Consider the following 20,218-nt stretch of genomic DNA (forward strand, 5'->3'; position numbering starts at 1 on the left):
ATGCTTCCACAGGTCAAACTCGACGCCCTGATCGTGCGTCACGCTGAAATCGAAGCGCGGCTGAGCGGCCAGCTCGCCGCCGACGATTTCGTCAAGCTGTCGCGCGAATTGTCCGACCTCTCGCCGGTGGTGGAGGCGATCCGCAATTACCGCGCGGCCTCGGCCGAACTGGAGGATGTCGAGGCGCTGTTTGCCGATGCCGATTCCGACGGCGAGATGCGCGACATCGCCGATGCCGAGCGCCGCAGCTTGCGCGACAAGCTCGAACAGCTGGAGCATGAAATCCAGCTGCAATTGCTGCCCAAGGATGCGATGGACGAGCGCAGTGTCGTCATCGAAATCCGCGCCGGCACCGGCGGCGACGAGGCCTCTCTATTCGCGGGCGTGCTGTTCCGCATGTACGAGCGCTATGCCGCCAAGCAGGGCTGGAAGGTCGAGATCGTGTCGGCGAGCGAAGGCGCGGTCGGCGGCTACAAGGAAATCATCGCCGACATCACCGGCCGCGGCGTCTATGCCAAGCTGAAATACGAATCCGGCGTACATCGGGTGCAGCGGGTGCCGGAGACCGAAGCGTCGGGACGCATCCATACCTCGGCCGCAACCGTCGCTGTGCTGCCGCAGGCCGAGGATGTCGATATCGATATCCGCGACGACGATCTGAAGATCGACACCATGCGCGCGCAGGGCGCCGGCGGCCAGCACGTCAACAAGACCGAATCGGCGATCCGCATCACCCATCTGCCGTCGGGAATCGTGGTCGCCGTGCAGGAGGACCGCTCGCAGCACAAGAACAAGGCCAAGGCGATGGCGCTGCTGCGCACCAAACTCTACGATTCCGAGCGGGAGAAGCTCGATAGCGCGCGCGCCGCAGACCGCAAGGTGCAGGTCGGCTCCGGCGACCGTTCGGAACGCATCCGCACCTACAATTTCCCGCAAGGCCGCGTCACCGACCACCGCATCAATCTCACGCTCTACAAGCTTCCCGAGATCGTCGAAGGCGAAGCGCTGGGCGAAATCATCGACGCGCTGGTGGCGGAAAACCAGGCCGCCCTGCTGGCGGCGCAGAACGACGCGGCATGAGCCTGATCGATCTCGCGGCCGCAGCGGATATCGCAAGCGCGCGCCGGCTGGTGGCGGCGCGTTTCGAGGCGGCCGGCATCGATACGCCGGCACTCGACGCGCGACTGCTGGTCGGACACGCGCTGTCGCTCGATCACACCGCCCTCGCCTCGCAAGCTGGCCGCGAACTGACCGCCGCCGAGCGCGCGACGATCGCACAGCTTGCCACGCGGCGGATGCGCGGCGAACCCGTGGCGCGCATTCTCGGCGTGAAGGAATTCTGGGGGCTGCCGCTCAAACTGTCGCCGGCAACGCTGGTGCCGCGTCCCGATACCGAGACCGTGGTCGAAGCGGCGCTGGCCGCGCTCGGCGAAAGCCGCAAGCGCGATCCGTTGCGCATTGCCGATCTGGGCACCGGATCGGGCGCGATCCTGTTCGCGCTGCTGCATGAATGTCCGCACGCGACCGGGCTCGGCACCGATATCGAACCGCAGGCGCTGGAGACCGCGCATGCCAATGCGGCCGCGCTCGGGCTGCAATCGCGCACCGGCTTCGTGCTCGCCGATTTCGGCACCGCGCTGAACGAGACGTTCGACCTCGTGGTGTCGAATCCGCCCTATATCCCGACGGCCGAGATCGGGGCGCTGGCGACCGAGGTCCGCGACCACGATCCGATGCGCGCGCTGGATGGCGGCGTCGACGGGCTCGATGCCTACCGCGCGATTGCGCGGGAGGCGCCGCACCTGCTGCACGATGACGGCGTCCTGATCGTCGAGATCGGGCCAGGTCAGAGCGGCGACGTGGCCGCCATCCTGACCGGGGGCGGCCTGGAACAGCGCGCGATCCACCGCGACCTGTCGGGCCGCGAGCGGGCTCTCAGTTTCCGCCGCCGGACGCCCTAAGCGGTTGAAAACCGGTCCATTTGCCATACCCTGACCGCATCCCGTCCCGCAAAAATAACGCTTGGATTATCGGATCGGACAGACTAGCTTCCGCTGCAGATATCGGCCCTGACGCAGGGCCGCCAATTGAGGCCCGGGCGTGGTTCCCGAGGGAAGAGGGCTTCCCCGAACCGGCTCCCGCGAAGGCGGCGGCAAATCAGCATCACGGGCGTAGCCGAAACGGGCATGTAGCCGAAACGGGCATTGATCGACGCAACGGGTCGAACGACGAAATAAGGCCGAACAAAAGACGATTTTGCCGATTTGATCGGGTGCAGCTCCGGCAGCATCGGGCCGATGACGATTAGGATCATCGGCGACCCGATCCACATCGGCTCAAGGTGGCGCGCGTTTGTCGCGCCGGGGGTTGAGAACTGTCGGAGCGATAGCGATCCAAGGAGACGCGGTCCGCCGCACATGCGAGCGGAAGCTGGGTCGTTGCGACACGATGAATTGAGGTTCGAGTGATCCGCAACGCGGCCGCAGGCCGCGCATCAGGAGTTGGCAAACAGGCGAGCCATGAGAAACGGTCAGAACAACAAGCATCGGATGCGGGGTCGTAACAATCGCGGCGGCGGTGGCAAAAGCCACAACCCGCTGACCCGGGTTTACGAATCGAACGGGCCTGACGTGAAGATCCGCGGCACCGCGAATCACGTGGCCGAGAAATACATCCAGCTGGCGCGCGACGCGACCGCGTCCGGCGATCCGGTGGCCGCCGAAAACTACTATCAGCACGCCGAGCATTATTTTCGTCTGATCGCGGCGGCGCAGGAGCAATTCCGTCAGAGCCAGCCGTTCCAGCAACGCGAAGGCGGCGAGCAGCGCAGCAACGACGAGAGCTACGACGACGACGACTCGCAGCCGAATTACGGCAGTGCCGAGCCCTATTCGCCGCGCGAGCAGCCGTATCAGCAACAGCAGCAGCCGCGCGATGCGCAGCCCTACCAGCCGCGCGAGCAGCGCGATCATCAGCCGCGCGGGGATTATCAGCCGCGGCAGGATCGCAATCGCGACAACCGTCAGGACCGTCACGACAACCGGCAGAACGACGCGCGTCAGCATGAGAGCCGTCAGCCGCAGCAGGCCAACGGCAGTCAGGACGAGACGGTCGGCTTGCCGTCCTTTATTACGGGCGCGGCTCCTGCCGGTGCCGGCGACCAGCCCAATGGCGGCCATGAGGCCCAGGGCGATCGCTTCCCGTTGCATCGCCGTCGCCGCCGCGGTCCGCGTGGACCGCGACCCGAGGGCGTTGGCGAAGGCGGCGACGAGGCGCAGACCCAGCCGCCGGCCGGAGAATAAGGCTTCGCGTTTTTAGTTCTCCTCGCTCGCGGGGAGAACTGAATCGCGCGCGGCCCCGCCCGTCGACGGCGCCAGCGCCGGTTCGAGCCGTGGCACCAGCACACGCTTTTCGCGTCGCACCGGAATCGCCCGATAGGCCTGCTTGGTCGCTTCCACGATATGCACACCGGGAAACGGCGACAGCAGCGTCGGCCCCAGACGCTCCCACATACCGGCCGACCGCAGGAACCAGGCGCGCTGAACCGGCGGCACGAACAGCGCCTCGCCCCAGCCTTTCGGCGTGAACATGGTCTCGCGCAGGATGCGGGTGATCTGCGAGCGCGAATAGGGCCGGCCGTGGCCGAAGGGCGTCGTGTCCATCCGCGCCCATAGACCGCGGCGATTTGGCACAACCGCGAGCAGCCGCCCATTCGCGGACAGCACCCGCCACACTTCGCGCAACAGCCGCACCGGATCGTCCGCCATTTCGAGCGCATGCACGAGCAGCACGCGATCGACCGCGGAATCGGTCAGCGGCAATTCGGTCTCGTCGACCAGCGCCGCGAGGCCGGGCCGATTCGACGGCCATTTCACCACGCCCTGCGAGGCCGGCATGAATGCCAAACAGCGCTCCGCATCTTCGCGGAAAATGCCGAGATACGGCGTGGTGTAGCCGACGCCCGCAAGGCGCTCGCCGCGAACGTCGTTCCAGTGCGCGCGGATGGCCTGTCCGACATGGCGCCGGGCCACAGTGCCGAGCGGCTGGGCGTAGAAATTCCGCAGGTCCACGACGTCGATGAACATGCGATCATGCTAGCATGAAACGCGGGGCCGGGCCCCGCATCCACAGGTGGCGGCCCGCATTCTCGAACCCGTGCCGCCGTGTTAGCGTTGACGATCACTCCCACATAACGGAACCGACATGCCGGCGAAAATCCACCAATTCCCCTGTCTTTCAGACAATTTCGGCGTCCTGATCCACGATCCCGAGACCGGCGCCACGGCCGCGATCGACGCGCCGGAGGCGGCCGCGGTGGAACAGGCATTGAAGGACACCGGCTGGACCCTGACCGACATTCTGGTGACGCATCATCATGCCGACCACACCCAGGGCATCCCGGAACTGAAGGCCAGGCATAAATGCCGGGTGACGTCACCGAAGAATGAGGCGTCGAAGATTCCGGATACCGACGCGACCTATGGCGAGGGCGACAGCGTGAAGGTCGGCTCGCTGGAGGCGCGGGTGATCGATACGCCCGGCCATACCGCCGGCCATATCTCGCTCGTCTTCGACAAGGAGAAAATCGGATTTTTCGGTGACACGCTGTTCTCGATCGGCTGCGGCCGGGTGATCGAGGGCACACCCGCGCAGATGTGGGACTCGCTATTGAAGATCCGCGCGCTGCCGGACGACATCAGCTTCTATTGCGGACACGAATACACGCAGGCGAACATCAAGTTCGCGCTGACCATCGAGCCGGACAATCCGGCGCTGCAGAAGCGCGCGGCCGAAGTCGAGGAATTGCGGGCGGCGGACAAGCCGACGCTGCCGCAGACGCTCGGCGCCGAGAAGGCGGCGAACGTATTCCTGCGCGCGGACATGCCGTCGGTTGCGGACGCGGTCGGCCTGAGCGGCAAGCCGGCCGTCGAGGTGTTCACCGAGGTCCGCGCGCGGAAGAACAAGTTTTAGCTTGGCGTTATTCGGACGGCAGGAGATGCGTACTCCGTTCATTCCCGTGAAAGTGGGAATCCAGTGTTCGTGGCTCTGGGTCCCCGCTTTCGCGCGGACGAACGGAGAGTGCGTTCCATGACCCTGCCCCTCTCCGGCCTCCTCGTGGTCTCGCTCGAACAGGCTGTGGCAGCGCCGCAGGCAACCTGCCGGCTTGCGGATGCCGGCGCGCGCGTGATCAAGATCGAGCGGCCGGAGGGCGATTTCGCGCGCGGCTATGACGGCTATGTGCATGGCGAGAGCGCCAATTTCGTCTGGCTCAACCGCGGCAAGGAATCGGTGGTGCTCGATCTCGGCCGCGCCGAGGACAAGACGCTGTTCGCCGCGATGCTGACGAAGGCGGATGTATTCGTGCAGAACCTGAAACCCGGCGCGATTGCCAAACTCGGCTTTCCGATCGCAGAACTGCGCAAGAAACATCCGCGGCTGATCTGCTGCTCGATCTCGGGCTACGGCGAGAGCGGTCCCTACCGAAGGCGCAAGGCGTATGATTTGCTGGTGCAGGCGGAGTCCGGCCTGGCCTCGATCACCGGAGGTCCGGAGGCGCCGGCCCGGGTCGGTTTTTCCGTCGCCGACATCGGCGCCGGCATGAATGCCTATCAGGCGATTCTCGAAGCGCTGATCGCACGCGATCGCACCGGCGAAGGCGCTGCGATTTCGGTTTCGCTGTTCGACGCGATGGCGGAATGGATGACGGTGCCGCTGCTGTCGCACGAAGGCGGTCATCCGTTCAAGCGCATCGGCTTGGCGCACGCGGCGATCGCGCCCTACGGCGTATTCAAGAGCCGCGACGGCGCCGACATCCTGATCTCGATCCAGAACGATCGCGAATGGCGCGTGCTGGCCGACAAGGTGCTGGGCAACGCCGCGCTCGGCACCGATCCGAAATTCGCCACCAGCATCCAGCGCGTGACCCATCGCAGCGAAACCGACGCTGCGGTCGCCGCGGCCTTCGCATCTCATGACGTGGCGGAGTTGATGACGATGCTGGAAACAGCCGATATCGCGTTCGCGCGCGTCAACGATTGCGCGCTGTTGTCGTCGCATCCGCATCTGCGGCGGATCGAGGTCGACACGCCAAGCGGACCGGCGGCCATGCCGGCGCCGGCCCCGATCGTCGACACGCAGCGACGCTACGGCGCCGTGCCGTCTCTCGGCGAGCACAACGACAAGATCCGCAAAGAGTTTTCAGCGAACACCAACGAAGGGAAACGACCATGAACCAGGACATGTACGACAAGGGCCTGTCGATCCGGCGCAAGGTGCTGGGCGATGCCTATGTCGATGCAGCGCTGAAGAACGCCGACGACTTCAACCGGCCGCTGCAGGAACTGGTCACCGAATATTGCTGGGGTTACGTGTGGGGCCGCGAAGGGTTGCCGCTGAAGCAGCGCTCGATGCTGAACCTCGCGATGATCTCGATCCTGAACCGGCCGCACGAACTGAAGGCGCATATCAAGGGCGCGCTGACCAACGGCGTCACCAAGAACGAGATCATGGAAGTGTTCCTGCAGGTTGCGATCTATGCCGGCGTGCCCTGCGCGGTGGATTCGTTCCGGATCGCGCGCGAGGTGTTCGCGGCGGAGGAGAAGGCATGACGCCATGCCGCGCGCGACATGGCTGACTTCCTGATCGCCGATATCGGCGGCACCACCAGCCGTGCGGCGCTGGCGTCGCAGGGCGGCCGGCCGGAGCGGATTGTCACCATCGCCAATGACAGCGTCGAGGGACCGGAGGGCGTGCTGGCGCGGCTGCTCGATGGCGCTAACCAGCGGCCGCGTATGGCAGTGCTGGCCTTCGCCGCGCCGGTCGAAGGCGAGGAAATCACACTCACCAATCGCAACTGGTGTGTGCGGCTGCCGGACCTGTCGCAGCGGCTCGGCATTTCGTCGATCCATGCGGTCAACGATTTCGAGGCGCTGGCCTGGGCGCTGCCGCACCTGCAGCGGGACGATCTACAGCCAATCGGCGACGATCGCGCTTTTGCCGACGGCGTGAAGCTCGTGGTCGGTCCCGGCACGGGACTTGGCGTGGCCGCGCTGGTGCCAACCCGCGATGGGCTGCATGTCATCGCCAGCGAAGCGGGGCATGTGTCATTCGGTCCGGCCTATGCCGATGAGGAAGCCATCTTCCACCGGCTGGCTGAGACACGCACGCCGCTCTCCGCGGAATGCGTGCTGTCGGGCACCGGTCTTGCGGCGCTGCATGAGGCGATGCATCCCGGCACGCTGAAGGTGAAACCGGAAATGATTGTGCGCCAGGCGCGCGCGGGCGATCGCGAGGCGCGCGCGACCGTAGCGATGTTCGTTCGCCTGCTCGGCCGCTTCGCCGGCGACATGGCGCTCGCGTTCCGCGCGACCGGCGGCGTGTATATCGGAGGCGGCGTCGCCACCGGGCTCGGCCCGCTGTTCGATGCGCGGCTGTTCCGCGCGGCGTTCGAACAGCACCCGCCGTATGAAGCGATGCTGAAGGCGACCCCCTCGGCGCTGATCACCTGCAAGGAGCCGGGACTGATCGGCTGCGTCGCGGTGGCTGAGCGGCTGATGAAGGCTTGACTTATCCCAGCCCCATCTCCGCCAGCGCCTCGACATGGCATTGCGCGGATTTCGCATCGAAGCAGCACAGCACCACGCGCGTAATGCCACGGGATTTGGCCGACAGTTCCGACACCACCGTTCCGGCGGCAATGCGCGCGGCGCGTTCGGGCGGAAAGCCGTAGATACCGGTCGAGATCGCCGGAAAGGCAATGCTGTTGAGCCGGTGTTCTGCGGCAATCTCCAGCGAGCGGCGATAGCAGGACGCAAGCAACGCATCCTCATCCTGCGCGCCGCCGCTCCAGACCGGCCCCACCGCATGAATCACATGCCGCGCGGGAAGCATGTAGCCTTCAGTGATTTTTGCATCGCCGGTGTCGCAGCCGCCGAGACTCCCGCATTCCCTGTCGAGTTCCGGGCCGGCTGCACGGAAGATCGCGCCGCACACGCCGCCACCCGGAAGAAGCTGCGCATTCGCCGCGTTGACGATGGCATCGATATCCAGCGTCGTTATATCGGCGATCACGAGGTCGAGTTGCGCGGCGCCGATGTCGTGGGTAATGAGCGGTGTGGGGACAGGCATCCGGAGAATGTATTCGTCTGCCTTCGATCCGTCACGCGGCGGATTTGTCAGGCCGCCGTCTCCTTCACCAGATCCAGCGTCGACCGGTGCCCGATATCGGCGAAATGGCGGTCGAGGAAGCGCCGCGCGGCTCTGCGCCCAGCGCGATGCAGCAGCTTGAAGAAGTCGAAATCGGTCTTGAGACGCGACCCGTTCAGCCGCTTGTCGAGACCATCGAGCAGGATGCGATGCACGTTGATGCCGGGCGCGTTGCCGCGTGCGCCGCGTCCGACGAATTCCAGCGCGCGCAATTCCGCCGCCAGCGATGAGGAAAACGAAATCTCGTTGACGCGGTTGAGAATATCGCGCGCGGATGTCGGCGTGTCGTCGCGCCGCAGGGGCGCGATTTGCACCAGCAGCACGTCGTCCGCATTGGATGCGACCAGCGGCAGGATCGCCGGATTGCCGGTGAAGCCGCCATCCCAGTAGGGCTCGCCATCGATCTCCACGGCACGGAACACATGCGGCAAGGCCGCCGACGCCATCACCACATCGGCGGTGATATCCTCGCGCCGGAATACGCGCAGCCGGCCGCTATGCACATTGGTGGCCGAGACGAACAATTCCATCGGCGCATGATTGCGGATCGCTTCGAAGTCGACGAAGCGCTCGATCAGACCCTTCAGCGGATTGATGTTAAGCGGGTTGAAATCATATGGGCTCATCAGCCGCGACATCGCATCGACGAACATCTGCACCGGCGAGCCGCCGGCGGGGAACAACGCCAGCAGACGGTCGAGCGCGGCGCGCTGCGGTCCGGGAAGATCGCCGCCGAGGCTGGCGCTGCGCCAGAATTCCGCCAGCCGCTTGCGCGCCGCATCGGGACCGCCGCGCGCGAGCCCGTCGGCCAGCATCACCGCATTGATGGCACCGGCCGATGCGCCCGACACGCCGGAAAACGTAAGCCGGCCATCCTCCAGCAGATGGTCGAGCACGCCCCAGGTGAAGGCGCCATGCGCGCCGCCGCCCTGCAGCGCCAGATTGACCCGTTTCACGCCCGGACGGGGCCGGAACCCCGTCAGAATACGGTTAACGCCGGCGGACATGTCTTTCAGCATTCAGCTTCCCAGAATGGTGCCACCCCGCGTGAACGAAGCTAAGCAGGAATTGTTGCGTTGCAATAATCTTTATTGTGCATTGCACAACAGGATTTCGCCACATCTCGCCGTCTTGCGGTTCGAAACGGGGCCTATATGAGAGAAGCATGAGCAGCCCGATCTTCCCCGCGCCGGATCACGACCACAATCGCTGCAGCGTCGACGCGCTTCGCTATGCGGAAACGCTGTGCGATCAGCGCGCGCAGAAGCTGACGCCGACACGCCGGCAGGTGCTCGAGGCGCTTCTAGAAAACCACAAGCCGCTCGGCGCCTACGAGATCATCGACCGCGCGGCGAAAAAGCATGGCACGCGGCACGCACCGATCACGGTGTATCGCGCGCTCGATTTCCTGATCGAGAACGGGCTCGCTCACCGGATCGAAAGCCGCAATGCCTATATCGCCTGCGTGCATCGCCACGACGCCGATGACCTCGTGGTGTTCCTGATCTGCGAGCGCTGCGGCGAAGTTGGCGAAGCGCCGTCGCAGGCGGTGGCGGACTCGCTGAAAGCCGCAACCCGCGCCGCCGGCTTTACCCCGAAAGCGCCGGTGATCGAGATCACCGGCATTTGCGCGCATTGCCGGTAGATTGAATTTTGCAGTGAGTGTCCTTCTCCCCGTCAGAACGGGGAGAGCGAAACACCGCACATGTCCGCCATGCACATGCCCGCTTCCGGCGCAGGCGCATAACCGGTACGAAAGTCGCTGATCATTCCCCGCCGGGAACCCGACCATGACCACAACCACGCAGGCGCCGCATACGGCGGCCACACGCCCGCTCGAACTCGGTGCGGCCGCGGTTGTGGTGTTCCTGTGCCTGTGCTGGGGCTTCAATCAGGTGGCGGTGAAGCTCGCACTGCCGGACATTCCGCCGCTTACGCAGGCGGCGATCCGCTCGGCCGGCGCGGCGCTGATCATCTGGATCTATGCGCGCACGCGCGGCATCTCGCTCGACCTGGGCGGCGAGACGATGAAGGCCGGCCTGCTGGCCGGCTTCTTGTTCGGGCTGGAATTCATCTTCATCTATCCCTCCCTGCTCTACACGACGGCGAGCCGCGCCACCCTGTTCATCTACGTCGCGCCCTTCGTGGTGGTGCTCGGCGCGCATTTCCTGGTGCCGAGCGACCGCTTCCGCTGGACCCAATGGGCCGGCCTGCTGATGTCGTTTTCCGGTCTGGTGCTGGCTTTCGGGGTGCCGACGCCGTCCGCCAACGCGAACCAGTTCCTGGGCGACCTGCTGGCGCTGGCCGGCGGCATCGCCTGGGGCCTCACCACGCTGGTGGTGAAATCCACCTCGCTTTCGCGCGCCGCACCCGAAAAGACGCTGCAATATCAGCTGGTGATCTCGGTGCCGATGCTGGCCGTGGCGGCGTGGCTGCTGGGCGAGACCATCACCAGCATGCCGGGCGCCCTCGCCCTAACCTCGCTGGTCTACCAGACCGTCTGGGTGGTCTCCCTGACGTTTCTGATCTGGTTCACAATGGTGTCAAAATACTCGGCCAGCCGTCTTTCGGCCTTCACATTTCTGACGCCATTATTCGGGGTATTCGCGGGTTATCTGGTCATGGGCGACCCGATCACGCCGCCTTTCGCGGGCGCCGTGGCGCTGGTGATCGGCGGGCTGATCCTGGTGAATCGGCCGCGTTGAGGCTTTCTTTAGCGGCCGGAGCGCCTATACCTCCCGGTTCCGGCCGGAAACAGCGGGCAGATCGACCTCCCGTTTTCACATTGAGATGCTAGATTAGGGTTATGGATCAGATTACCACCCCGGACGTTCTCGGCGGCCCCGCACCGCGCCATTCCTCGGTTGCCGTCGATGTCGGCGGCGTAACCGTCGGCGGCGGCGCGCCGATCGTCGTGCAGTCGATGACCAACACCGACACCGCCGACGTCGAACAGACCACGCGGCAGGTCGCCGCCCTCGCCCGTGCCGGCTCCGAACTCGTGCGCATCACCGTCGATCGCGACGAAGCCGCCGCAGCCGTCCCGCATATCCGCGACCGCCTCGCCAAGATGAATGTGCGGGTGCCGCTGATCGGCGACTTCCATTACATCGGCCACAAGCTCTTGGCCGACCACCCGGCCTGCGCCGAGGCGCTCGACAAGTATCGCATCAATCCCGGCAATGTCGGCTTCAAGGACAAGAAGGACAAGCAGTTCGGGGCCATCATCGAGACCGCGATCCGTCACAACAAGCCGGTGCGGATCGGCGCCAATTGGGGCTCGCTCGACCAGGAATTGCTGACGCATCTGATGGACGAGAACGCCAACTCGGCGGCGCCGCTTGAAGCGCGCGCGGTGATGCGCGAAGCGATGGTGCAGTCCGCTTTGCTGTCCGCCGATCGTGCCGTCGAAATGGGTTTGCCGAAGAACCGCATCGTCCTCTCGGCCAAAGTGTCGGCGGTGCAAGATCTGATCGCGGTCTATCAGGTGCTGGCGACACGCTCCGATTACGCGATCCATCTCGGCCTCACCGAAGCCGGCATGGGATCGAAGGGCATCGTCGCGTCATCCGCCGCGCTCGGCATCCTGCTGCAGCAGGGCATCGGCGATACCATTCGCGTCTCGTTGACGCCGGAGCCGGGCGGCGACCGCACCGTTGAGGTGAAGGTGGCGCAGGAAATCCTGCAGACCATGGGCTTTCGCACCTTCGTGCCGCTGGTCGCAGCCTGCCCCGGTTGCGGCCGCACGACCTCGACCACATTCCAGGAACTGGCGCGCGACATCCAGTCGTTCATCCACACCTCGATGCCGGAATGGAAGACGCGCTATCCCGGCGTCGAGGCGCTCAATGTCGCGGTGATGGGCTGCATCGTGAACGGTCCGGGCGAGAGCAAGCATGCCGATATCGGCATTTCGCTGCCGGGCACCGGCGAAGCGCCGGCCGCGCCGGTGTTCATCGACGGCAAGAAGGCGGTGACGTTGCGCGGCGCCAATGTTGCGGCGGAATTCAAGACCATGGTGATCGATTATATCGAGCAGCGCTATGGTCGCGGCGGCGCGGGACGCACGGCGGCGGAGTAGCGCGCGGTTAGCTCCCACGATCAACCGGATCTCCTCGGCGCGATCGACCGCAGGCCGGCTTTCATATGGGCGGGCCGGCCTTCATATGACTTGCGTCGCCGCTTCAATTTCATTTTTCAACTGCAACGGATGATGCGAAATTGAGCGCAGCTTGGCGGCCGCCCGATGAACCCGGTATCGGGCGGACTCGACAAATGCCGAAACGGAGCGAACGATGCGGTGGCGGCTGGCTCTTGCCCTCGCGCTGGCGGGTGTTGTCCAATTTGCTTCCGGCGTGGAGGCGAATCCGAAAGTCGCGGCGCCACCAGCCTGCTCCGCCTCAAGCTCCGGAGAACCGGAACAGATTGTCAAGGAGTGCACAAGCGCGCTGACTGACAAGCGCAGATCGTCCCAAGAACGCGGGACCTTTTTTAGAATCCGCGCCCACGCGCTTTACCGGCTTGAGAAGCTCGATGCGGCACTGACGGATATTGACGCGGCGATCAAACTCGATCCGCAAAATTACCTGCACCACAACGGCAAAGGCATCATTCTCAGGAAGAAAGGTGATTACGAACAAGCCATCGAAAGCTACACCGCCGCCATCGCATTGAACCCAAAAGTATCGGTCCACTATCTTAACAGGGGTGTCGCCTATCGGTACAAGCGCGATTACGACAAGGCGCTTGCCGATCTGAATACGCTGATCGGCATGAAGCCGACCGAGACACGGGGCCATGTCGAAAGAGCGATCGTGTACCGGTTAAAGGGCGATTTTGCCCGCGCCCGCGCGGATCATGATATATCGATCAAACTCGATGCCAAGAACTGGCTGAACTACGCCGAACGCGCCCGTACCAGCGAAACCGCGCAGGATTACCGCTCTGCGCTGACCGATATCAGGCAAGCCGCAAGCATCGATCCCGGCAACGCGTCACTGACCCGATCGCTTGCAAGGCTCGAGGCCAGACTCGCACAGCAAAGCGGAACCGCCAAAACCCCGGCGGGCAGCAACGCACGTGTCGCGCTGATCATCGGCAACAGCCAATACCGCAACGTAGCTCCCCTCATGAATCCCAGAAGCGACGCGGAGACGCTGAGCAAGGCCCTGACGGCGGTCGGCTTCAATCGCGTCGATCTGAAGCTCGACCTCACGCGCGAGCAACTTGCGACTGCCCTGAAGGATTTTGCAGCGCTTGCCGACCGCGCCGAATGGGCCGTCATCTATTATGCGGGCCACGGAATCGAAGTCGCCGGGACCAATTATCTGGTCCCGGTCGATGCGCGGCTCAAATCGGACAGGGATACGTCTTTCGAGGCGATATCCCTGGATCAGTTGCTGCGCTCCGTCGAGGGTGCAAGCAAGCTGAAGCTCGTCATCCTCGATGCCTGCAGGGACAATCCATTCGCTACCAGCATGACGAGAAGTCTCGGAACGCGTTCGCTCGGCAGAGGACTGGGCAACATCGAACCGGAAGGGGCTACTCTTGTCGCCTACGCAGCGAAGCACGGGCAGACGGCTCTGGACGGCAGCCAGGGCAACTCGCCATTCGCATCTGCGCTCGCCCGCGCCATCCTAACACCCGGCCTCGAAATCAATCTGGTGTTCCGAAAGGTGCGCGACGAGGTGTTGACCGCGACCAACCGCAAGCAGGAGCCATTCACCTACGGTTCGCTGCCGAGCGAGGCGTTCTTTTTCCGCAAGTGATGTCCAACTCAGCTTCTGCGGTCGCCATGCAGCGACGCCGCTTCGATCAAGAACCAAAGCACGCCGAAAACAACTGCGATCAGAATCGTCAACGGAATCAGGTTTTCAACCATGGGCGGTCCTCCTGTCGCCTCTGCGATGAAAACAATTGCTCCTTATCCGCGTTCCGGAAAAAGCGCATCATGACCAGTCGGTAATAATTGCGGCGCACAAAGCGCGGCCTTACTGCGACCATGCGAACAAGCCGCGACGCAGATGCTGCTGTCGCTTGTGTACACAATCAGGGTCGCGTCATTTTGTCCGCTGACGGTGCCGCATTGCGGCCACGCGGCTCAGGTCCCATATCCTTGCCATGTCCTACACCGATCCAACGAAGCCACCCGTGGAACGCCCGCGCGTCGAGCCCGAGATCATCCCGCCCAATGCCAGGCGCGGTGGCGGCGGGTTCGAAAATCTGTTCGTGCGGGTCGAGGAGGGCGACGACGGTTTCCGCCGCGTTCAGATCAAGAAGATCGGTCCGTTCACGCTGGCGATGATCCTGCTCGGGGTCGGACTCGCGGTCGGCATCGTGTTTCTGCTGCTGGCCGGCCTGGTGCTGCTGTGGATCCCGATCGTGATCCTCGGCATCCTGTTCGCCCTGTTCTCGGTATCGGCGCGCGACATGTGGCGCCGCGTCCAAGGCTTTTTCGGCGGACGCACCGGCCGCTGACACCGGACATTTTCATCTCTCTGATGTCGGCCCCTCTCTGACGGGCGCCACGCATTCCGAAAGGCCGTGCATTGTCTGGTGGCGCCGACCAGCCGTCAGCCCAAATACACTTTCTGGTTGCATTTTTATAATTACTATCTAAGATTGTATTTGTTCTTGATTGCACCTGCGCTGCCTTCACACATCGGATTTCGGTCTCCGCCATCACGCATTCGCGTTGCGGCGCATGCCTCTTTGCGCGCGTCGACTGGATGGGCCCGAACCGTCGAGCCGGCAGCGCGCAGCACCGCGCGGGAGGCGGTTCTTCGATGTCTGAACAAATCAGTATTCAACCCGGCCACGGCACCGCCGGACGTCAACCCAATCCAGAATTGCTGGCACGGCAACGGCTACAGGGACACGACGACCCTGGCATGTTCGGCCGCATGTTTCCTGACCTGCCGCCGTTGAAAGTCGCACCTGCGGCATTGCAGGCGCTGGCCAACGCCATGAAGGATGCGAGCCCCGGCGACCCGGCCGGCAACAACAGCAAGATCCCGGCGGGCTTCACCTATCTCGGTCAGTTCGTCGATCACGACGTCACGCTCGACCTCACCTCGATCGGCGACAAGGCCGCCGATCCCGAAGGCATCGAGAACTTCCGAACGCCGGCGCTCGACCTCGATGCAATCTACGGCCTGGGGCCTGACGGCAGCCGGCAACTTTACGCGCGTGAGTCAGGCGCTAACGCCGGCAAGGCACCGGGTCCGAAATTCCTCATCGGCAAGACCATCAATGTCGGCTTCGGCGGTGTCACCGGCGACCATCGCAACGATCTGCCGCGCAATCCGGAAGGATTTGCGCTGATCGGCGATCATCGCAACGACGAGAATCTTGTCGTCGCACAAACGCATCTCGCCTTTCTCAAATTCCACAATGCGGTCTGCAACCGGATTGCAGCGCCCGGCAAGACCGCGGAGCAGACCTTTCTGGAAGCGCGCCGCATCGTCACCTGGCATTATCAATGGATGGTGCTGCACGATTTCGTCGAGCGCATCACCGAACCCGGCATCGTCGCCAAAATTCTCCATCAGGGGCGCAAATTCTACCGTTTCAAGAAGCTGCCCTACATGCCGGTCGAGTTCTCCGCCGCGGCCTATCGCTTCGGCCACAGCATGGTGCGCGAACGTTACAACCATAACCGGATCTTCCCCCAGGCGACACTTCAGCTCTTGTTCGACTTCACCGGACTTTCAGGCGGCATCATCGGCGATCTTGCGCCGGTACCGTCTCCCGCTCCGCTGCCGCAACCGGTGCTGCCGTCGAACTGGATCATCGATTGGCGCCGCTATTATGATTTCAGTCCGCCTGCCAATCCGGCGGACGTCGCACTCAACCCGTCACGCAAGATCGATCCGTTCCTCATTCCGCAATTGCACACACTTCCCGGCGGCGGCGGAAATCTCGCGCTGCGCAATCTGCAGCGCGGCGTGTTTCTCGGCTTGCCGTCCGGTCAGGCCATCGCAGGGGCGATCGGCGTCAAAGCCCTGACCCCGGACGAGATCGCGACCGGTCCCGATGGCAACGCCGCGCGCGAGGGCGGCCTGCATAAGCAGACACCGCTCTGGTACTACATCCTCAAGGAGGCGCAGATCAGAGGCAACGGCGAGAAGCTCGGACCGGTCGGATCAACGATCGTCGCCGAGGTGTTTGTCGGCCTCGTTCACGGCGATCATGAATCGTATCTGTGGCAGAAGGGCGTGAACTGGAAGCCCGACCTGCCCGCCAAGGTGCCCGGCACGTTTACGATGACGGACCTGTTGCGGTTTGTCGGCGATATCAGTCCGATCGACGGCATCACGACATTGCCTTGAGCGGTGGCAACGCGCGCATTCTCCGATCGCTTGCGGAGAATGCGTGCGGTCGCATCGATCACGCCGGCTCCAACCCTCATCCGGCGAGGTATTTGCGCTGGCATCTCGTCATCGAGATGGAATTGCCGCGCTCCCCGACATCCGGCCGTCAGATTTGCAAGCTATTGAATCAATTTGAATCTGACTCCGTCCGCCGCGCGCGGGGCTGCGTTACCGAAGGCCCAATCGCGCCCCAAATTTTGCGGTCGACAGGATTTTAACCCGATCGGTTCATTGAAAGCGGGACGCCACACTGGCGTTGCGCGCCTGGTTTGATCGCAGGGGTCGGATACCATGAAACGCCTTCATCGACTGATTGGAGCGGTTTGCCTATCCGCGGCGATGTTGCCGGCAACATTGCCGCTGCACGCTGCCGACGTGGCCGTGGCGCCCTTCTACGCCAAGGTCATGGCGATGAAGCCGCAAGGCCCGTTGGGGACGGTGATCGCGCAAGAGCCCGTCGAAACGTCGCTCGCAACCGCGCAGGCCTGGCGCATCGCCTACATCTCCTCAGACGTACGTGAGCGGCCAACGATCTCCACTGCACTGGTCATCGCGCCAAAGGGTGAGGCCCCGACAGGTGGCCGGCCGATTCTGGCATGGGCACACGGGACAACCGGCACGGCGCAGAATTGCGGCCCGTCGCAGGTTCTCGATCCGGCGCAGGATCTCAACCAGTATTTCCTCGTCGGCGGAACGTCCTGGACCGATTTCGGAGTACCCGCGCTGTCGGAATTCATCGGCCGAGGCTATGTCGTGGTCGCAACCGATTATCAGGGATTGGGTGGCGGCGGGCGCCACCAATATGCAATCGCCGCCACGCAGGCACGCGACGTCATCAACTCAATTCGCGCCGTCGGGAGCATGGGTCTTTCAGGACAGAACCGAAAAGCTGCGGTCTATGGCTGGTCACAGGGCGGCGGAGCGACGCTCAGCGCAGCCGGCCTGGGTGACTATGTCAGGAAGGCCGGAACGGCCTTTGACGCAATAGACATCGTCGGCTTCGCAGCGTTAGCGCCGCAGGATGTCGCAGCGATCCTTCCCAAGGAAACGCCGGACGCGAAAGCGGCCGACGCGCTCCTCCAGGGTCTGGCGAAGACCTTTTCCGACAACGTCTTCAACTTCACCCATTTCGCGATGATGATGTGGGCGACGCCTGCGGCATTTCCCGAAGTTGCGCTGTCGGATCTGTTCTCGTCGGAAGGCGTGAACGCGCTCGAGGCGATCTTCAGCAAAAAATGCATGCACGCCGCTGCCGATACGATGAACTTTGCATTCGGAGACGAATACAAGTCGTTCCTGAAAGAAAATCCCGCGCGATCGGGGCAATGGGTCAAAACGCTGTTGGACGGCAGCGTCCCGGCAGTGAAGGCGATCGCACCCGTGATCATTTACTGGGGAACGAAAGACACCGTGGTCCCTCCGGTGATGGGTCAGCTTTATCGCGAGCAGATGTGCGGCATGGGCGGCAATGTCGCGCGTGTGCAATTGCCCGGCGAGCAGACGCATTTCTCGACGCCCGGTGCCGCCAAATCCATGTATGTGCAGTGGCTCGCTGACCGCTTTGCCGGCGCGCAGGCCGCCGACGGCTGCAAGTAAATTCGTGGCCGTGAGCGCCGCGGAATGCGGCGCCGCGCCTCACGTATGCCGCAGCGCTTCGATCGGATCGAGGCGCGACGCGCGCAGCGCCGGATACCAGCCGAAGAACACGCCGACCAGTCCTGAGAACACCACCGCGATCACGATCGAGGCCGGCTCGACCAGAAGCGGCCAGCCGGCAGCATTCGAGATCAGATAGGCTGCGCCAACGCCCAGCATCACCCCGATCAGCCCGCCGATCGCGGCGAGGCCTGTCGCCTCGAACAGGAATTGCCGCAGGATGTCCCATTGCCGCGCACCGAGTGCGAGCCGAAGCCCGATCTCGCGGGTGCGTTCGGTGACCGACACCAGCATGATATTCATGATGCCGATGCCGCCGACCGCGAGCGACACGCCGGCGACAGCAGCCAGCAGGATCGCGAGCGTGCGGGCCGAGGCTTCACGGGTGGCGGCGATATCGGCGAGATTGCGGATCGAGAAATCGTCGTCCTGACCGGGCTGCAAACGATGCCGCTGGCGCAGGAGACTTTTCACCTGCTCCTCCATCAGGCTCAAATTCTCGCCGTCCAGCGCCTTCACATAGATCGAGCCAACCGCGCGCGCATTGGCGAGATTGCGGCCGAGCACGCGCTGCCGCGCGGTGTTGAGCGGCACGAAAACAACGTCGTCCTGGTCCTGGCCCCAGGTTGTCTGTCCCTTGCGGCCGGCCACGCCGACGATGCGGAACGGTACGTTGCGGATGCGCAATTCCTGCCCGACCGGATCGAGCCCGCCGAACAGATTGCGGGCCACGGTCTGGCCCAGAACAGCGACCTGCGCACCGCGCGCGATCTCTTCGGGATCGAAGCCGCGGCCAAGTTCGACATCCCAGTCACGCGCCTCGAACCAGCCGGCATCGATGCCGATCAGCGCACTCGCCCAGTTCATTCCGCCGGCCACGAGCTGGCCGGAGCCGCGCATATTGGGCGCTGTGACCTGAACCCCCGGCACTTCCGCCATGATCGCCGCGGCATCGTCATCGGTCAGGGTGGACGCGGCACCCGACCCCATCCGCACGCCACCGGCCGTCACGTTGCCCGGCGTCACGATCAGCAGGTTCGAGCCGAGGCTTCTGATCTGCGCCACCACCTGTTCGCGCGCACCGCCGCCGACCGCGACCATCGCAATGACGGCGCCGACACCGATGATGATGCCGAGCATGGTCAGCGCACTCCGCAGCTTGTGCAGCCGCAGCGCGTCGAGTGCGGAGACGATCGCATCGCGGTTCGTCATTCGGCGGCCTCATGATGCGGATGGGGCTGCTTCATCAGTTCGGCCAGGCGTTCGTCGGCATTGACGGGAACATGCCGGCGATCCGACACCACGTGACCGTCGAGGAAACGGATCAGCCGGTTGGCATAGGCCGCGATGTCCGGCTCATGCGTCACGATCACCACCGTCGTGCCCTCGCGGTTCAATTCCTGGAACAGCGCCATGATCTCGACCGAGGTCCGGCTGTCGAGCGCGCCGGTCGGCTCGTCGGCGAGCAGCATTTTCGGATTGTTCACCAGCGCGCGCGCTACCGCCACACGCTGCTGCTGGCCGCCGGACAATTGCGTCGGACGATGATGGATGCGTTCGCCCAATCCGACCCGCTGCAGCGCCGCAACAGCCTTCTCCTTGCGGCCGGCGCGGTCGGTCTCGGCATAAATCATCGGCAGTTCGACATTGGACAGCGCATCGAGCCGGTCGAGCAGATGGAATTGCTGGAACACGAAGCCGATCTTCTTGTTGCGGACGGTGGCGAGCGCGTCGGCGCTGAGCGTCGATACCAGCTCGCCGTCAAGCCGGTAGGTCCCGGAGCTCGGCTTGTCGAGACAGCCGATCACATTCATGAAGGTCGACTTGCCCGATCCCGACGGTCCCATAACCGCGACGAAATCGCCCTCGTCGACGGACACCGACACGCCATCGAGCGCGGTGACGGTCTCGCCGCCGAGCCTGTAGAGCCGCGTCAGTTGATCGGTCTCGATCAGCGGCATGTCGGTGCCCGACGCGCTGTCATC

The 20,218-nt window shown here is 64.1% G+C and carries 19 protein-coding genes; 14 read left to right on the forward strand and 5 right to left on the reverse strand.

Annotation, left to right across the window (positions count from 1 at the left end; all coding sequences use genetic code 11):
* From prfA to AC5I5I_RS01865, 3 genes are all read left to right on the forward strand, one after another.
* On the forward strand, positions 1-1,080 hold the full coding sequence (gene prfA, locus AC5I5I_RS01855) for a peptide chain release factor 1 (RefSeq protein WP_495969417.1): 1,080 nt from the start codon (positions 1-3) through the stop codon (positions 1,078-1,080).
* Complete coding sequence (prmC, locus tag AC5I5I_RS01860) at positions 1,077-1,961, forward strand: peptide chain release factor N(5)-glutamine methyltransferase (protein ID WP_495969418.1); 885 nt, start codon at positions 1,077-1,079, stop codon at positions 1,959-1,961. Before prfA ends, prmC begins: the two co-directional genes overlap by 4 nt.
* Before the next feature lie 558 nt (positions 1,962-2,519).
* Entirely contained in the window at positions 2,520-3,302 is a 783-nt protein-coding gene (locus tag AC5I5I_RS01865; RefSeq protein WP_495969419.1) for a DUF4167 domain-containing protein, read from the forward strand.
* Positions 3,303-3,314: 12 nt separating this feature from the next.
* On the opposite strand, the gene AC5I5I_RS01870 is transcribed toward AC5I5I_RS01865, so the two are convergent.
* Positions 3,315-4,085, reverse strand: coding sequence for a methyltransferase domain-containing protein (locus AC5I5I_RS01870; protein ID WP_495969420.1), 771 nt, complete (start codon positions 4,083-4,085; stop codon positions 3,315-3,317).
* 118 nt (positions 4,086-4,203) lie between these two features.
* On the opposite strand from AC5I5I_RS01870, the gene gloB reads away from it, so the two are divergent.
* The 4 genes from gloB (at position 4,204) to AC5I5I_RS01890 (ending at position 7,565) form a co-directional block, all read left to right on the forward strand.
* Positions 4,204-4,971 carry a hydroxyacylglutathione hydrolase gene (gloB, locus tag AC5I5I_RS01875; protein WP_495969421.1) on the forward strand — a complete coding sequence of 256 codons (768 nt, stop codon included), beginning with the start codon at positions 4,204-4,206 and terminating at the stop codon, positions 4,969-4,971.
* A 117-nt stretch (positions 4,972-5,088) separates the two neighbouring features.
* Positions 5,089-6,231 (forward strand): CaiB/BaiF CoA transferase family protein, encoded by a 1,143-nt coding sequence (locus AC5I5I_RS01880; RefSeq protein ID WP_495969422.1) that lies wholly within the window; start codon positions 5,089-5,091, stop codon positions 6,229-6,231.
* Complete coding sequence (locus tag AC5I5I_RS01885) at positions 6,228-6,608, forward strand: carboxymuconolactone decarboxylase family protein (RefSeq protein WP_495969423.1); 381 nt, start codon at positions 6,228-6,230, stop codon at positions 6,606-6,608. Before AC5I5I_RS01880 ends, AC5I5I_RS01885 begins: the two co-directional genes overlap by 4 nt.
* Before the next feature lie 18 nt (positions 6,609-6,626).
* A complete protein-coding gene (locus AC5I5I_RS01890) occupies positions 6,627-7,565 on the forward strand; it encodes a glucokinase (protein WP_495969424.1) in 939 nt (312 codons plus the stop codon).
* Between the two features lies 1 nt (position 7,566).
* On the opposite strand, the gene AC5I5I_RS01895 is transcribed toward AC5I5I_RS01890, so the two are convergent.
* Together AC5I5I_RS01895 and AC5I5I_RS01900 are read right to left on the reverse strand one after the other, a co-directional pair.
* Positions 7,567-8,127 carry an O-acetyl-ADP-ribose deacetylase gene (locus AC5I5I_RS01895; protein WP_495969425.1) on the reverse strand — a complete coding sequence of 187 codons (561 nt, stop codon included), beginning with the start codon at positions 8,125-8,127 and terminating at the stop codon, positions 7,567-7,569.
* A 47-nt stretch (positions 8,128-8,174) separates the two neighbouring features.
* Entirely contained in the window at positions 8,175-9,224 is a 1,050-nt protein-coding gene (locus AC5I5I_RS01900; protein WP_495969426.1) for a patatin-like phospholipase family protein, read from the reverse strand.
* Positions 9,225-9,370: 146 nt separating this feature from the next.
* Here AC5I5I_RS01900 and AC5I5I_RS01905 point away from each other — a divergent pair, with 146 nt between their 5' ends.
* The 7 genes from AC5I5I_RS01905 (at position 9,371) to AC5I5I_RS01935 (ending at position 18,173) form a co-directional block, all read left to right on the forward strand.
* Positions 9,371-9,850 carry a Fur family transcriptional regulator gene (locus tag AC5I5I_RS01905; protein ID WP_495969427.1) on the forward strand — a complete coding sequence of 160 codons (480 nt, stop codon included), beginning with the start codon at positions 9,371-9,373 and terminating at the stop codon, positions 9,848-9,850.
* 145 nt (positions 9,851-9,995) lie between these two features.
* Entirely contained in the window at positions 9,996-10,910 is a 915-nt protein-coding gene (locus AC5I5I_RS01910) for a DMT family transporter (protein WP_495969428.1), read from the forward strand.
* 101 nt (positions 10,911-11,011) lie between these two features.
* Positions 11,012-12,286 carry a flavodoxin-dependent (E)-4-hydroxy-3-methylbut-2-enyl-diphosphate synthase gene (gene ispG / locus AC5I5I_RS01915; RefSeq protein ID WP_495969429.1) on the forward strand — a complete coding sequence of 425 codons (1,275 nt, stop codon included), beginning with the start codon at positions 11,012-11,014 and terminating at the stop codon, positions 12,284-12,286.
* A gap of 214 nt (positions 12,287-12,500) precedes the next feature.
* Positions 12,501-13,973 carry a caspase family protein gene (locus AC5I5I_RS01920; protein WP_495969430.1) on the forward strand — a complete coding sequence of 491 codons (1,473 nt, stop codon included), beginning with the start codon at positions 12,501-12,503 and terminating at the stop codon, positions 13,971-13,973.
* Between the two features lie 352 nt (positions 13,974-14,325).
* The gene (locus tag AC5I5I_RS01925) at positions 14,326-14,682 is read left to right on the forward strand and encodes a hypothetical protein (protein WP_495969431.1); all 357 of its coding nucleotides are present in this window, start codon (positions 14,326-14,328) and stop codon (positions 14,680-14,682) included.
* 308 nt (positions 14,683-14,990) lie between these two features.
* Positions 14,991-16,535 (forward strand): peroxidase family protein, encoded by a 1,545-nt coding sequence (locus AC5I5I_RS01930; RefSeq protein WP_495969432.1) that lies wholly within the window; start codon positions 14,991-14,993, stop codon positions 16,533-16,535.
* A gap of 333 nt (positions 16,536-16,868) precedes the next feature.
* Positions 16,869-18,173 (forward strand): alpha/beta fold hydrolase, encoded by a 1,305-nt coding sequence (locus AC5I5I_RS01935; RefSeq protein ID WP_495969433.1) that lies wholly within the window; start codon positions 16,869-16,871, stop codon positions 18,171-18,173.
* A 39-nt stretch (positions 18,174-18,212) separates the two neighbouring features.
* On the opposite strand, the gene AC5I5I_RS01940 is transcribed toward AC5I5I_RS01935, so the two are convergent.
* Positions 18,213-19,445 (reverse strand): ABC transporter permease, encoded by a 1,233-nt coding sequence (locus tag AC5I5I_RS01940; protein ID WP_495969434.1) that lies wholly within the window; start codon positions 19,443-19,445, stop codon positions 18,213-18,215.
* Positions 19,442-20,194 (reverse strand): ABC transporter ATP-binding protein, encoded by a 753-nt coding sequence (locus AC5I5I_RS01945; protein ID WP_495758594.1) that lies wholly within the window; start codon positions 20,192-20,194, stop codon positions 19,442-19,444. The genes AC5I5I_RS01940 and AC5I5I_RS01945 overlap by 4 nt, the downstream gene beginning before the upstream one ends.
* Between the last annotated feature and the right edge of the window lie 24 nt (positions 20,195-20,218).

The sequence above is a fragment of the Pseudorhodoplanes sp. genome, from assembly GCF_059499825.1.

What these genes read in the sequence shown, in the direction of transcription:
- prfA (WP_495969417.1), top strand. Translation starts at nt 1, where the DNA reads ATGCTTCCACAGGTCAAACTCGACGCCCTGATCGTGCGTCACGCTGAA.
- AC5I5I_RS01920 (WP_495969430.1), top strand. Translation starts at nt 12,501, where the DNA reads ATGCGGTGGCGGCTGGCTCTTGCCCTCGCGCTGGCGGGTGTTGTCCAA.
- AC5I5I_RS01935 (WP_495969433.1), top strand. Translation starts at nt 16,869, where the DNA reads ATGAAACGCCTTCATCGACTGATTGGAGCGGTTTGCCTATCCGCGGCG.
- AC5I5I_RS01885 (WP_495969423.1), top strand. Translation starts at nt 6,228, where the DNA reads ATGAACCAGGACATGTACGACAAGGGCCTGTCGATCCGGCGCAAGGTG.
- gloB (WP_495969421.1), top strand. Translation starts at nt 4,204, where the DNA reads ATGCCGGCGAAAATCCACCAATTCCCCTGTCTTTCAGACAATTTCGGC.
- AC5I5I_RS01925 (WP_495969431.1), top strand. Translation starts at nt 14,326, where the DNA reads ATGTCCTACACCGATCCAACGAAGCCACCCGTGGAACGCCCGCGCGTC.
- AC5I5I_RS01895 (WP_495969425.1), bottom strand. Translation starts at nt 8,127, where the DNA reads ATGCCTGTCCCCACACCGCTCATTACCCACGACATCGGCGCCGCGCAA.
- AC5I5I_RS01880 (WP_495969422.1), top strand. Translation starts at nt 5,089, where the DNA reads ATGACCCTGCCCCTCTCCGGCCTCCTCGTGGTCTCGCTCGAACAGGCT.
- AC5I5I_RS01930 (WP_495969432.1), top strand. Translation starts at nt 14,991, where the DNA reads ATGTCTGAACAAATCAGTATTCAACCCGGCCACGGCACCGCCGGACGT.
- AC5I5I_RS01940 (WP_495969434.1), bottom strand. Translation starts at nt 19,445, where the DNA reads ATGACGAACCGCGATGCGATCGTCTCCGCACTCGACGCGCTGCGGCTG.
- AC5I5I_RS01865 (WP_495969419.1), top strand. Translation starts at nt 2,520, where the DNA reads ATGAGAAACGGTCAGAACAACAAGCATCGGATGCGGGGTCGTAACAAT.
- AC5I5I_RS01890 (WP_495969424.1), top strand. Translation starts at nt 6,627, where the DNA reads ATGGCTGACTTCCTGATCGCCGATATCGGCGGCACCACCAGCCGTGCG.
- AC5I5I_RS01900 (WP_495969426.1), bottom strand. Translation starts at nt 9,224, where the DNA reads ATGCTGAAAGACATGTCCGCCGGCGTTAACCGTATTCTGACGGGGTTC.
- prmC (WP_495969418.1), top strand. Translation starts at nt 1,077, where the DNA reads ATGAGCCTGATCGATCTCGCGGCCGCAGCGGATATCGCAAGCGCGCGC.
- AC5I5I_RS01905 (WP_495969427.1), top strand. Translation starts at nt 9,371, where the DNA reads ATGAGCAGCCCGATCTTCCCCGCGCCGGATCACGACCACAATCGCTGC.
- AC5I5I_RS01910 (WP_495969428.1), top strand. Translation starts at nt 9,996, where the DNA reads ATGACCACAACCACGCAGGCGCCGCATACGGCGGCCACACGCCCGCTC.
- AC5I5I_RS01945 (WP_495758594.1), bottom strand. Translation starts at nt 20,194, where the DNA reads ATGCCGCTGATCGAGACCGATCAACTGACGCGGCTCTACAGGCTCGGC.
- ispG (WP_495969429.1), top strand. Translation starts at nt 11,012, where the DNA reads ATGGATCAGATTACCACCCCGGACGTTCTCGGCGGCCCCGCACCGCGC.
- AC5I5I_RS01870 (WP_495969420.1), bottom strand. Translation starts at nt 4,085, where the DNA reads ATGTTCATCGACGTCGTGGACCTGCGGAATTTCTACGCCCAGCCGCTC.